Source organism: Hoylesella oralis ATCC 33269 (assembly GCF_000185145.2).
Lineage (GTDB): Bacteria > Bacteroidota > Bacteroidia > Bacteroidales > Bacteroidaceae > Prevotella > Prevotella phocaeensis.
Genome location: NZ_GL833119.1, coordinates 1,572,421 through 1,586,079, shown reverse-complemented (window position 1 = coordinate 1,586,079; position 13,659 = coordinate 1,572,421). Strand labels below are relative to the sequence as shown.

12 protein-coding genes are annotated in these 13,659 nt (G+C 44.8%); 8 read left to right on the top strand and 4 right to left on the bottom strand.

Features of this window, described 5'->3' with window-relative positions; genetic code table 11:
• The first annotated feature begins 326 nt into the window (after positions 1–326).
• Both HMPREF0663_RS12080 and HMPREF0663_RS11775 read left to right on the top strand, forming a co-directional pair.
• Complete coding sequence (locus tag HMPREF0663_RS12080) at positions 327–491, top strand: hypothetical protein (RefSeq protein WP_004370170.1); 165 nt, start codon at positions 327–329, stop codon at positions 489–491.
• Between the two features lie 170 nt (positions 492–661).
• Positions 662–955, top strand: coding sequence for a hypothetical protein (locus tag HMPREF0663_RS11775; RefSeq protein WP_004370169.1), 294 nt, complete (start codon positions 662–664; stop codon positions 953–955).
• Positions 956–1,189: 234 nt separating this feature from the next.
• Here HMPREF0663_RS11775 and fusA2 read toward each other — a convergent pair whose 3' ends face one another.
• Positions 1,190–3,352 (bottom strand): elongation factor G2, encoded by a 2,163-nt coding sequence (fusA2, locus tag HMPREF0663_RS09065; RefSeq protein WP_016665182.1) that lies wholly within the window; start codon positions 3,350–3,352, stop codon positions 1,190–1,192.
• Between the two features lie 151 nt (positions 3,353–3,503).
• Here fusA2 and hemW point away from each other — a divergent pair, with 151 nt between their 5' ends.
• Positions 3,504–4,619, top strand: a complete 1,116-nt coding sequence (gene hemW / locus HMPREF0663_RS09060; protein ID WP_004370167.1) for a radical SAM family heme chaperone HemW — start codon at positions 3,504–3,506, stop codon at positions 4,617–4,619.
• Here the strand turns inward: hemW and HMPREF0663_RS09055 are convergent.
• Positions 4,616–4,963 carry a hypothetical protein gene (locus tag HMPREF0663_RS09055; RefSeq protein WP_004370166.1) on the bottom strand — a complete coding sequence of 116 codons (348 nt, stop codon included), beginning with the start codon at positions 4,961–4,963 and terminating at the stop codon, positions 4,616–4,618. The two genes, hemW and HMPREF0663_RS09055, sit on opposite strands and share 4 nt — an antisense overlap.
• Positions 4,953–6,161, bottom strand: a complete 1,209-nt coding sequence (locus HMPREF0663_RS09050) for a uracil-xanthine permease family protein (protein ID WP_004370164.1) — start codon at positions 6,159–6,161, stop codon at positions 4,953–4,955. Before HMPREF0663_RS09050 ends, HMPREF0663_RS09055 begins: the two co-directional genes overlap by 11 nt.
• A 262-nt stretch (positions 6,162–6,423) precedes the next feature.
• Here HMPREF0663_RS09050 and HMPREF0663_RS09045 point away from each other — a divergent pair, with 262 nt between their 5' ends.
• Positions 6,424–7,527 (top strand): lactonase family protein, encoded by a 1,104-nt coding sequence (locus tag HMPREF0663_RS09045; RefSeq protein ID WP_004370161.1) that lies wholly within the window; start codon positions 6,424–6,426, stop codon positions 7,525–7,527.
• Between the two features lie 67 nt (positions 7,528–7,594).
• On the opposite strand, the gene HMPREF0663_RS09040 is transcribed toward HMPREF0663_RS09045, so the two are convergent.
• Positions 7,595–8,512 carry a glucosaminidase domain-containing protein gene (locus tag HMPREF0663_RS09040; protein ID WP_016665183.1) on the bottom strand — a complete coding sequence of 306 codons (918 nt, stop codon included), beginning with the start codon at positions 8,510–8,512 and terminating at the stop codon, positions 7,595–7,597.
• Positions 8,513–8,601: 89 nt separating this feature from the next.
• On the opposite strand from HMPREF0663_RS09040, the gene HMPREF0663_RS09035 reads away from it, so the two are divergent.
• The 4 genes from HMPREF0663_RS09035 to HMPREF0663_RS09020 all read left to right on the top strand — a co-directional run bounded on the left by HMPREF0663_RS09035 (position 8,602) and on the right by HMPREF0663_RS09020 (position 13,573).
• A complete protein-coding gene (locus tag HMPREF0663_RS09035) occupies positions 8,602–8,979 on the top strand; it encodes a 2-amino-4-hydroxy-6-hydroxymethyldihydropteridine diphosphokinase (protein WP_004370157.1) in 378 nt (125 codons plus the stop codon).
• Positions 8,976–10,250 carry a M64 family metallopeptidase gene (locus tag HMPREF0663_RS09030; protein WP_004370155.1) on the top strand — a complete coding sequence of 425 codons (1,275 nt, stop codon included), beginning with the start codon at positions 8,976–8,978 and terminating at the stop codon, positions 10,248–10,250. The genes HMPREF0663_RS09035 and HMPREF0663_RS09030 overlap by 4 nt, the downstream gene beginning before the upstream one ends.
• A 23-nt stretch (positions 10,251–10,273) precedes the next feature.
• On the top strand, positions 10,274–10,906 hold the full coding sequence (locus tag HMPREF0663_RS09025) for a tetratricopeptide repeat protein (protein ID WP_004370153.1): 633 nt from the start codon (positions 10,274–10,276) through the stop codon (positions 10,904–10,906).
• A 141-nt stretch (positions 10,907–11,047) separates the two neighbouring features.
• The gene (locus tag HMPREF0663_RS09020; protein ID WP_004370152.1) at positions 11,048–13,573 is read left to right on the top strand and encodes an ATP-dependent Clp protease ATP-binding subunit; all 2,526 of its coding nucleotides are present in this window, start codon (positions 11,048–11,050) and stop codon (positions 13,571–13,573) included.
• Positions 13,574–13,659: the final 86 nt, after the last annotated feature.

Sequence of the window (13,659 nt, the reverse complement as noted above, 5' to 3'; positions counted from 1 at the left end):
CAGAGAAAAAACATCCTCCGGTCTACCTTATATATTATATACGTAATGCAAAGTTACGGTTTTTTCATCAAATTCTACTGCAAGGCAATCACTTTTTAGCCCCCAAACATCCCAAAAACATGGCAAATAACACGAAAATACTCCTGCCGAAAAACTTTAACATTCGTTACCAGTTTGCAAATTACTGATATACAATAGATTAGAAAGAAGTTACAAATACATCGAAAAAAAGTCACAAAAAAAATGACAACATATTAAAAAAATACTTACCTTTGCAACGTTTTAATAAACAAATGATTGTTTTACAGATTTAAAAAGCAAAGAAAATGAAGAAATTAGTTTTAATGTTCGTAGCTATCGTAGCTATCTCTTTTGCTTCTTCTTGTAAGAAGACAGCAGCTCCTGCTAACACAAACGACACTGACACAGTAGCAGTTGATACTGTTGATACAGCAGCAGTTGATACAGCAGCAGCAGATTCTGCTATGTAATTATAGCTCGAACTGAAAAATGAGAGAAACGAACCGTTGGGCATAGCTCAACGGTTTTTTTGTGCTATTTCTCCATCTGCCGCTAACAGAAATATCTATATGCATCGCTGTTTTATGTACAAGCGGGGGCAACAACTCCCCTATAAAATTTAAACATACAACATCTACACATGGCTTTAAAGAGAATTTACAGATGCAATAAATGTGGATATGAAGCCGAAATCTACGAAGGAAAGGGATTGTTCGGACAACATATCACGCCCATCTTATGTCCGGAGTGCAAAGCCATACGGAATATTGTGGTCGGAGGAGTGATAGGCGACGTGGCTCCATCGTTCAATTCGGAGACAGGAAGACTATGTCCACGATGCGGAAACGATAAAATTACACGATGGAACGGGCACACATGCCCCAAATGCGGAGGCACCATGACACCAACAGAAAGCAGAGACTTTTGGACTTAATCTACCACCTGCTCCGATTGGGCTCTCGGTTCAAATACATTGACTGATACGCCTGTCAAGAACACACTATACATCTATCCGGCACAGACGGTGTATATATCGGACATAAACCGTGCATCTATAAAGCACAGAATGCCTTGTGATCAAAAAAAAGTTCATACCCTATGCGTATCGACACACGGATATGAACCTTATATTATTATGTTCCGACTCTTACAAGAGAGCACAAAACGATTAATCTTCTTCCTCTTTTAACTCGGTTTCATGTTCGGCTATGAGTTTTGTCTGCAGCTCGTTCGGTACCAACTCGTAGCTTGCAAACTTCGTAGTAAACGAAGCACGACCGCCGGTAAGGCTGCTTAACGAGATCGAATAGTTGGCCAACTCCTTCAAGGGTATCTTTGCAGCCAGCTTCTGATAGCCCGCTTCGCTGTCCATACCCATGATCAAGGCGCGGCGTCCCTGCAGGTCGCTCATCACATCGCCCATGTAATCGGATGGCACATACACCTCCAAATCGTAAATGGGCTCAAGTATTTTCGGGCCGGCAAGCTTGAATGCATCGGCAAAAGCATGGCGGGCAGCAAGCGTAAACGATAGTTCATTCGAATCTACAGGGTGCATCTTTCCATCGTAGACAACCACTCTGACGTCGCGGGCATAGCTTCCTGTGAGCGGTCCATGCTCCATACAGTCCATCACACCCTTAAGAATAGCAGGTATAAAGCGCAGGTCTATGGCGCCTCCGACAACGGAATTTATGAACACCAGCTTACCTCCCCATGCCAAATCTACCTCTTCTTTGCTCTTTATATTCATTTTGAATTCCTGTCCGTTGAACTTGTAAACGGTAGGATCTGGCATGCCTTCCGCATACGGTTCTACTATCAGATGCACTTCTCCGAACTGTCCGGCGCCGCCACTTTGCTTCTTATGCCGATAATCTGCACGTGCCTGTTTGGTGATGGTCTCACGATAAGGTATCTTAGGTTCTTCGAATTTCACCGCAAGTTTCTCGTTGTTTTCCAGACGCCATTTCAGTGTACGCAGATGAAACTCACCCTGTCCGTGCACTATCGTTTGCCTCAATTCTTTCGATTGCTCTACTATCCACGTGGGATCTTCCTGTCTCATCTTCAACAGAGCAGCCATGAGTTTCTCCATTTCGGCGCTATTCACGGCTTTGATGGCACGGCTATACTTAGAGTTTGGATATTTAATGAAATCAAAACGCTGCTCTACGTCCTTTCCATTCAATGTATTACCCGTTTTCACATCTTTCAATTTCACGGTACAGCCTATATCTCCGGCATTTAATTGGTCTACCGGCACGCGGTTGGCGCCCGCACAAGCGTAAATTTGCCCTATACGTTCCTTGCTTCCACGGTCGGAATTCGTCAGATCATCGCCCGATTTAACACTTCCGCTCATTACCTTAAAGTAAGACACCTCACCGATATGTGGCTCCATACCCGTCTTAAAGAAATAGATAGACTGCGGACCATTGCTGTTCGGAGCTACTTCCTCGCCACGCGAGTTGTGCACCTTTGGCATCTCACCCACAAAGGGTACCACGTTTCCGAGGAACTCCATCAGACGACGCACGCCCATGTCTTTGCCCGCACAAACACAGAATATGGGGAATATAGAACGTGTTATCAGCCCTTTACGGATGCCTTCGCGCATCTCATCTTCGGTAAGTGTCTCGCTTTCGAAGAACTTCTCCATCAAACTCTCATCGTTTTCAGCAGCGGTTTCAACAAGTTTTTTATGCAGTTCCATAGCCTTGTCCATCTCTTCGGCAGGTATATCTTCAACAGTAGGTGTACCACCTTCCGGCTTCCAAGTGAACTTCTTCATCAGCAAAACGTCGATAAGCGAATTGAAATCACTGCCTGTATTTATCGGATACTGTATCTGTACGCACTTCGGTCCATATATCTCTTTCATGTTGTTGATAATGGCATCGAAGTCACATTTATCGGAATCCAGCTGATTAATGAGGAATATAACCGGCTTCTTGAGCTTCTCTGTATAGCGAAAAACGTTCTGTGTGCCGACTTCAGGACCGTATTGACCATTGATAAGAATAACGGCTTCGTCGGTTACATTCAATGCCGTAATGGCTCCGCCTATAAAGTCGTCGGCCCCCGGGCAATCGATTATATTAAGTTTTTTATTGTTCCACTCTACATGAAAAACAGTTGGAAATACCGAGTAGCCGTATTCTTGCTCAACTGGGAAATAGTCACTGACCGTGTTTTTGGCCTCTATACTGCCGCGACGTTTAATGAGTCCGGCCTCAAAAAGCATACTTTCGGCAAGAGTAGTCTTGCCGCTACCCGCACTGCCAACCAAGGCAATGTTCTTAATTTCGTTAGTTTGATATACTCGCATAACGGTTATAGATTTAAAATGGTTAATACTTTCGTCTGTTAAACATTCGCCGTCTAAGTTATACATTTTTCCTATATTGCGCAAAAGAATTAAATGAATTGGTGGTATCTTTTAAAACATATTAGTAAATTTGTAACAAATTTGAACATTCATGTACGGACTTTACATACATATTCCGTTCTGCGAAAGCCGCTGCATATACTGCGGCTTCTACTCGACCACGCAATCTGAGTTTATCGACCGATACGTCAGAGCCGTTTGCAAAGAGATGGAATTGCGGAAAGATTATCTGCCCGACAGGCGTATCCGTACGATTTATTTCGGCGGGGGTACGCCTTCGTTGCTCTCGCATCGCCATCTAAGCACGATATTCCATAATATTAATAAGGTGTATGATACCGGTTGTCTGCAAGAGGTCACATTGGAATGCAATCCGGATGATGTAACTGCCGATTTTGCATCGGCACTCCGTTCACTTCCTGTCAACCGTGTGAGCTTGGGAGCACAAACATTTTCCGACGACAGACTGCGCTTTTTGAACCGACGGCACACCTCCCTTGAAATCGTTTCTGCCGTATCTGATTTAAGAAGAGCGGGCATCAATAACATCAGCATCGACCTTATGTTCGGCTTTTCGGGCCAAACGCTCGGCGAATGGCATACGGATATCGACCGCACCTTAGCCTTGGAAGTGGAACATATATCGGCTTACAGTCTGATGTACGAGGAAGGCACTCGGCTATTCAAGATGCTTTCGCTGGGTAAGGTACAGGAAACGGATGAAGAGAAAAGCCGAAGTATGTACGAAATACTGATAGACAAACTCTGTTCCGCAGGCTATGAACATTACGAAATCAGTAATTTTGCCAAGCCCGGATACAGAAGCTGTCACAACAGCAGCTATTGGCAAGCCGTTCCATACATAGGCATCGGCGCGGCTGCACATTCCTATGACTGCCGGTCGAGGCAGTGGAATATCGACAATATTGAACTATATATGCAGGGAATAGAGCACGGCGAAATACCGATGGAGAAAGAAATTCTATCGCCGGAGACCGTGTATAACGACACCATTACCACGGCTCTCCGAACTTACGAAGGCATCGATCTGAACAAACAGCACCCGAATTTCAGAAATTATTTTATGAAGAATGCCCGCAAACACATTGCTTCGGGCTTGCTCGAAATTAATGGCGATCGTGCAAGACTGACACGCAAGGGGCTGTACGTAAGCGATATGGTCATGAGCGATCTGATGTTCGTTTAAAGCAGTTCGCCTGTCTTTTCGTACTTCTCCCTGCATCGTTTCTTTATATCTTCCTCTACTTCCGAGAGCGGACGGCTGCCGTTCAGCAGCGATTTTACCCACACGCAAATAACGAACGACACGATTGCCGCCACAGCACCCAGCATCCAGTTCAGCAATTCATTTCCGAAAAAAGAGAAATTTAGCACGACTATGGCAGCCACAGCGGGTATTCCGAAGAGTAACCAGTCGGCTCCAGACTTCATGCGGTAGCTTTCTTTGATACTCAGATACTCGGTATCGGCCTCTAAGATGCGCCTTCTATTCTCGCTCCACAGCCGTTCGAAATCGTTATCAGGCTTCATTTTCTTTCTCTTTTGGAAGGACTAAGTTCAATATCACCCCTACGATAGCAGAGAGTCCGATACCGCTGATGGCGAAACTCCCCCAAGACAATACCGCTCCACCGATGCCCATGGTGAGCGTAACGGATATGATAATGATGTTGCGCGTTCTGTTCATGTCGACATGATGCTGCACCAAATTCTGAATACCCACGCCGGCAATGGTTCCGAACAACAGGAGCATGATACCTCCGAGTACTGCCGACGGGATGCTCTGCAGCAATGAACTGAGCTTACCTATCACGGAGAACACGATTGCTGTGGCCGCCGATATGCGGACAACCTGCGGATATGTGATCTTTGTGATAGACATTGCGCCGGTCACTTCGCTATATGTAGTAACGGGAGGCCCGCCCAACAAGGCTGCCGAAAGGCATGCCAACCCGTCGCCCAACAGGGTTCTGTGAAGCCCGGGATCCTTAACAAAGTCTTTTTGAGCCACAGCCCCAACCACATACACATCGCCGATATGCTCGATAACCGGCGCTATGGCCACGGGTATCATATACAAGAACGGCTCCCAAGAGAACGACGGAAGGTGGAAAGAGGCTATAGAAGACGGAAGAGCAAACCAAGGTGCGGCCGCTACAGGGGCAAGATCGACCTTTCCCATACACAGGGCAACGGTGTAACCCACGATAATTCCACAGATTACAGGCACCAGTTTCAACAATCCTTTGGCAAGTGAAAGCACGAGAATGGCCGTTATCAACGATACGAAAGCAAGCAGCCAATCGGTCTTGGCCATATCGACAGCACTGCCAGACAGTGTAAGTCCGATCAATATAATTACCGGTCCGATGACTACAGGAGGAAATAATTTATCGAGAAACCTCCTGCCTTGCCACTTTACAAGGGCACTCATCACGAAGTAGACCAGCGACACGCCGGCCAAACCTGCCAAGGTTCCGGGCATTCCCCATTGTTTCGAAGCCGCGATGATGGGCGCAATAAACGCAAAACTCGAGCCTAAAAAAATAGGTACTTTACCTTTCGTCACGAAATGAAAGATAAAAGTACCTAAACCAGCCGTAAACAATGCCGTTGCCGGATCGAGCCCCACAAGCAACGGAACAAGCACTGTACTCCCGAAAGCTACAAAGAGAAATTGCACTCCCACAATCCCCTTTCTCATTCCTGTTAATCCTATTGTGTCCATAATACGTGCACAAAATTACAAAAAATCGTTGTAAAAAGGCACCTGCCAAGAATAAATTTATAAAACACACTGCCGGTTGAGCAATAAACAACAGCCCGTTTTTACCTGCCGTACCTACGACAAACATATTATCACCGGCACCCATTGCAGCACCGGACAACAATCATAATTTGCAAAAGTATGCAATCTATTCATTGTCGGATTTCAAAGAAAAACATATCTTTGTACCCAAATTAAACCGTATAACTAAATTTTAAACAATATGAAAGCAAGACTAATCATCGCACTTTCTGCACTTTTCTTACCGTTAATGGGCATAAGAGCGCAAGAAAACCTAAAGTTAATCGTCGGAACTTATACCGATGGAACGAGCAAGGGCATCTATTCATTCGATTTCAACCAACATTCAGGGACGGTAAAAGCCTTACATTCGCTGAATATAGAGAACCCTTCTTACCTTACGCTTTCGAAAGACGGTAATCATATATACGCCGTATCGGAAAAAAACGATACCACAGCAACCGTCAGCACTGTAAAATTCGACAAACATACCGGAGCCATGCAACTGATAAATACCCAAAGAACGTATGGCGAAGATCCCTGCTACATAGCCACAAACGGCAAAATAGTTCTCACGGCCAACTATTCCGGCGGCTCTATGAGTATATTTCCTTTGAATGCAGAGGGCATTCTGCAGCCGATGTCTCGACAGATAAAAGGAGGTATCGGCGGTCCCGACGCCGATCGTCAGGCAATTCCCCACATCCATTGCACAAGGTTTGCTCCCAATGGAAAGCACATATACGCCACAGACTTTAGTGCCGACAGGCTGTTACAGATTGAAATTAAAAAAGACAAAAGCACGTTAGGAAAGGCAAAGATACTTGTTAAAGTGCCCCGAGACTCGGGCCCTCGCCATATTGAATATAGTTCCGACGGTAGATTTCTGTACATCATGAGCGAGCTATCGGGCAATGTTACGGTATTCGATCTGCAGAACAAAAACAAGAAAATGCTCCAAGAAATACAATCGGATGAAGTGAATGCTCGCGGCGGAGCTGATATACATATTTCGCCCGACGGCCGTTTTCTGTACTCGAGCAACCGACTGAAGAACGACGGCATCGCCATATTCAAAGTAAATACAGAAACGGGAATGCTTACAAAAGTAGGGTATCAGCTTACCGGAATGCACCCGCGTAACTTCAATATTACGCCCAATGGCAAGTTTCTGCTATGTGCCTGCAGAGATAGCAATATCATACAGGTATTCGAAATCAACCGTTCAACGGGCTTGCTTACCGATACTCATCACGATATTCACGTAGACAAACCTGTGTGTATTGCGTTCTGTTCCGGCCATTGATACCCGATAACAAAAACAGGAGGCCTGTCTAATAAAATCAGAAGGCCTCCCTATCGTCGATATACCATTAATATACTCTTAATACATCGCCCACCTTTATCTGATAAGTCGGCAAAAGGTGGTTCATCTTATATAAACTTTTGGTACGGATACCATACTGTTGGGCTATCGAATACATACTTTCGCCAGCTTTAACCCTATGAGGACGCCGCTTAAAAGCCTTGTCTGCCCGCTTTTGTTTCTTCTTTAAATAAACGATTTCTCCCTCTGTAAGCGCATCATGCTTATCGCGTTCGTTATATTTTGCTATCTTTCGGTACGAAATTCCCACCTCTTCAGCAATCGTACGGAATGTATCTCCCTTGCGTGCCCTTAAATAATAGTTGCGATTATATATATATATAGGATGCAATGTTCCGCCTTTTTGCGCAGGAACATCCGTTGCCGAGTGGCGCGCCATGAACCGGTCAAAGGTGCTGGCCCTATCGTATTGGTATAATTTATATAACTCTATAATCCCGATCAGCTTATCTGCATATACCGGATTAGTGGCATATCCGCAGGCTTTGAGGCCCCTTGCCCATGCCTTATAGTCCGTACGTTGCAGTCTAAAAAGGCTGCTGTATCTTGTGTTGTTACTAAGAAATCTGCTGTGATCATCAAAACTTTGCAACGCATTATCGTATGCGCGAAAGCATTCGCCATTATCATCATCGTCTTCGATAATCGTACGTCCCGTCCATCCATGGCATTTTATTCCGAAATGATTGTTCCCTAAACGTGCCAAACGGCTCTGTCCTGCCCTGCTTTCAAATAGCCCCTGTGCCAGCGTGATGCTTGCCGGAATATTGAATTTTAGCATTTGTTCTATGGCAAGGTCTTTATATTGATTGATATAAGTCTGATATGTGGCATTCCATTTCATTTGGGCCGACATCCCCAATGAAAACAAATAAATCGTCAAGAGTATAAAAGTCTTTCTCATATCTTGTCTTTTGCGTGCAAAGATACATAAAATCATAAAAAAATAAAATATATGAATTAGGTTTAATAAATATTAGTATATTTGCAAAAATGGCTGTATCTACCATATTAATATTGGCATTAGGCTCCAATCATGACCAACAACGCCATATCGAAGAAGCAATAACAAACTTAAGCAGACAGTTCAAAAACATAAGGTTTACCTCACGAGTGTGGACAGAACCCATCGGAATAGAGTCTGATAAGTTTCTTAATTGTTTGGCCTACGTCAATACTTCACATACAATCAATCAGATAAGGAGAACTCTCAGGCAGGTAGAAATCAAGTGCAAAGATACTAAAACTTTGCGCAAGAAAAATACGGTCAATCTTGACATAGACATTCTGTTACACGGCAAGACAGTCTTCCACGAGGAAGATTGGCACCGTGATTACATCATTAAACTTTTAAAGGAAATCGAACAATGAAAAGGTTTATTCTCTCTTTGTTTTATCTCTACCTCTGCACTATGGCAGCCAATGCACAAACGTTCGGCACCTATTTTAAAGACAGCACATTACGTATCGACTATATTTTCGCAGGTAACAGTGCATCGCAGTATATATATGTCGACAAACTTAATATGCTTCCCCGCTGGTACGGCAAACGACAAAGACTGGCAGAGATACCTGTCGAAGGCAACGGACAGATTACCGTAAGGAGTCATAAAACAGGGAAAGTAATCTTCCGTAATTCGTTTTCCACTCTTTTTCAGGAATGGTTGTCGTACGATGAAGCCAAAACAGCGCAGAAATCGTTCCAGAATTCTTTCCTTATACCAATGCCCAACGACACTGTGGACGTAACGGTAGACTTAAAAGACAACCGCAGAAACATTACTGCAACATTGACACATCTGGTCGTACCGTCAGACATATTAATCAGACACATAGGGTTCAGCCATGTTACGCCATACGTTACACTGCAAAAAGCAAAGGATACAACCCGTTGCATTCACATTGCATACGTGGCGGAAGGATACCGTGAAGACGAGATGCACACCTTTCTGAACGATGCAAAGATTGCCATGGAAGCGCTGTTCGAGCACGAACCGTTCAAGACACTTCGTGACAAATTCAACATTATTGCAGTGAAATCGCCGTCGATAGACAGCGGTACAAGCGAACCGTCACGCGGGATATGGAAGAATACAGCACTGCATTCGCACTTCGACACGTTCTATAGCGACCGCTATCTTACCACACTTAGCATCAACGATCTGCACGACATCATGGCAGGAACGCCCTACGAACACTTGATAGTTCTTGTAAATACCGATAAATATGGCGGCGGGGGAATACTCAATTCCTATAATCTGTCTATGACACACCACCCGGCTTACAGGTCTGTGGTGGTACATGAATTCGGACATAGCTTTGCAGGATTAGGCGACGAGTATGCCTATGAGCAGGAACAGATACCCATGTATCCTCACGACATCGAACCGTGGGAACCCAATCTTACTACCCTGCACAACTTCCATAACAAATGGGAAAAGATGATCGACAAGGGTACTCCCATCCCTACGCCGCCCACCAAGAACTTACAAAAAATAGGTGTATTCGAGGGAGCGGGCTATTCTTTAAAAGGCGTATACAGGGGACAGCAAGACTGCCGCATGCGTACGAACGAATATCCGGAGTTCTGTGCAGTTTGTAAAGATGCCATCGAGCGCCTCATTAAATTCTATACGGAATAAACAGTTCCATAAAACTGTCTTACATGTTCAGAAACCTCTTATATATACTTCTCATATCTGTGCTGCCCGCCTGTGCTTGGCAACCAGAAAAACAGCACAACGACAGCGAGCAATTGGGCAAGGCTATCGAATATTTTCAGAGTGAAAAGTATCACGAGGCAATGATCATATTCCGGCAATTAGATAAGACATACCGTCTTAATCCGCGTTTCAAAGCATACCTCGGCGTATGTTTCTATTACGAATGGGACTATGAGAAAGCTGCTGCACATCTTGATGAAAGCATTCCGCAGCTCCGTTCGTTTGCCCCACACGAACGTTCTTTCTATTATTATGCCGATGCCGAAAGCCACTTCAACCTAAAACAATACGCCGAAGCCATACCTCTTTACGAGATGATGCTTACCGTATGTTATCCTAATGAGAGGGCTGAAGCCTTGTTTAAATTAGGACTTTGCTACGCTTTTACGAACAAATGGAACAATTCTTACGACTATCTTACAAGCTCGCTTGCCTATTATGAAACGTTCGACAACAGCAGACAAAAAGCACGTATCAGTCAGATAAAAAACATGATCGGCGGATGTATGCAGCATCTCGATTTAGAAAACGACACGATAAACGGTACGAATATCTTCAATATATATACCAGATAATGCGATTTGGCATAATGTTTGTAATTGATAGATTATATATCTAACGTGCGATTCCCGTAAGAAATGAGAGGAGTGTTTATAAATTCAGGAAGGATAGCACTAATAGTAACAACATTTAGAACAAGAAAGGTAAAAAGAAATATGACAAGTCAATTTTCGCCAAAAGTATCAGAGATACTTGCTTTCAGCCGCGAAGAAGCCACTCGTTTAGCAAGCAGATCGGTAGGACCTGAACACTTACTCTTGGGTATACTGCGTGAGAAAAACAATCCCATACACGATATTTTCGATAGAATGAAGGTCAATATTTCTGCTGTAAAGACAGAACTCGAGGAACGTGTGCGCGAAGATGAGTTAGAACAACCCATCAATACAACCGATCTCGTGCTCAACGAAAAGGCAAGCAACATACTGAAGCTCGCCATACTCGAAGCACGTATACAGCATACACAGACAGTAGACGTGCAACACCTCTTATTGGCTATACTGCATGACCAAGTTAGCAACGGCGCCAAAGAGGTACTCGAGTTCAACAATGTAAGCTACGAAGACTTGTTTGCCTACTTGCAGAAAGCCGCTTCTCCTAAAGACGGCATCGGACTTCCTGACGAAGATGAGGAAGAACCTGATATGTCTTCTTCGAACGAACAGACAGCCAAAAGATCTGTAACCACTGCTCAAAGCCGCAAGTCAGACGGAAAGACGCCCGTTCTCGATAACTTCTCGACCGACCTTACCAAAGCTGCAAGCGAAGGAAAGTTAGATCCTGTGGTGGGAAGAGAGAAAGAAATACAGCGCGTAACGGAGATATTGTCGAGACGTAAGAAGAATAATCCGATCTTAATCGGTGAACCCGGCGTAGGTAAAAGTGCCATCGTCGAAGGATTGGCGCAACTCATTGCCAAGCGAAAAACATCGCCTATGCTGTTTAACAAGCGCGTGGTAAGTTTAGATATGGCCGGTATTGTTGCGGGAACCAAATACAGAGGACAGTTTGAAGAACGCATCAAAGCACTGTTGAAAGAATTGGAACAAAACCCGGACATCATTGTTTTCATCGACGAAATACACACCTTGATCGGTGCAGGCAGCACTCCGGGAAGCATGGATGCCGCAAATATGATGAAACCAGCCCTTGCCCGCGGGGTTATACAGTGCATCGGAGCCACCACATTGGACGAATATCGCAACTCGATAGAGAAGGATGGAGCACTCGAACGCAGGTTCCAAAAGGTGTTGGTAGAACCCACAACCGTGGCAGAAACCATACAGATTTTACAGAACATTAAAGACCGTTACGAAAACCACCATCATGTAAAATATACAGACGATGCGATTACGGCATGTGTCAAACTGACAGAACGGTATGTCACTGACCGTTTTTTCCCCGATAAAGCCATAGATGCCCTTGATGAAGTGGGCTCACGCGTGCACTTGCAACATGCCGAAGTTCCGCCGGCAATAGTAGAGAAAGAGAAAGAAATAGACTTCATCAAACAGAAGAAGCAGGATGCAGTCAAAAATCAGAACTTTGAACTCGCCGCAAGTTATAGGGATCGTCAGACAGAGTTGGAAGGTGAACTCGATGAACTGAACCGTAAGTGGACTGCCGGAGATACCGAAAACCGCGAGACTATTACCGGAAGCGAGGTGGCAGATGTTGTTTCTATGATGACAGGAGTGCCGGTGCAGCGTATGGCGGAGAACGAAGGAGTACGCCTGAAAGGCATGGCCGACAGTCTGAAACAGTCTGTCATTGCGCAGGATACAGCCATTGATAAAATGGTAAAAGCCATACAGCGAAACCGTGTAGGATTGAAAGATCCTAACCATCCGATCGGAGCGTTCATGTTCTTAGGACCTACAGGCGTAGGTAAAACCTATTTGGCAAAGAAACTCGCGCAGTTCATGTTCGGCTCAGACGATGTGCTTATCCGTGTCGACATGAGCGAATATACCGAGAGTTTCAACGTATCGCGCCTCGTAGGAGCGCCTCCCGGATATGTGGGATATGAGGAAGGCGGACAGTTGACCGAGAAAGTACGGCGGCATCCCTACTCTATCGTGTTACTCGATGAGATAGAGAAAGCCCACGGCAACGTATTCAATTTGCTCTTACAGGTACTCGATGAAGGGCGTCTTACCGATGGTAACGGCAGATTGGTGGACTTCCGAAACACGGTTATCATCATGACTTCGAACGCCGGAACACGTCAGCTGAAAGAGTTTGGCCGCGGCATCGGCTTCAACGCGAGCGGTAACTTAGGACTGAGCACAAACGAAAAAGATAAGGAATATGCACGTTCCATCATTCAGAAAAGTCTGAGCAAGCAGTTTGCACCGGAGTTTCTGAACCGCTTGGACGAGATTATCACTTTCGATCAACTCGATTTGGAAGCCATCAAGAAGATAATAGACATCGAGTTATCCGGTCTATATAAGCGGATAGAAGATATCGGATATCACATCAGCATTACCGATAAAGCGAAAGAGTTTGTAGCAACAAAGGGATATGATGTGCAATTTGGCGCCCGTCCATTGAAACGTGCCATCCAAAACTATATAGAAGACGGGGTGTGCGAACGTATCCTGTCGGGCGAGCTTCATGCAGGCGATACCATTTCTATCGGCAAAAATCCCAACAAAGAGGAACTTACGTTCAAATAACTTCGCAGAAACGCCAAAGACACGTACCCTCTATATCTGATGTAGAAGTACTGCTTAATGGCGACAAAGAATATATTTAATTGCAT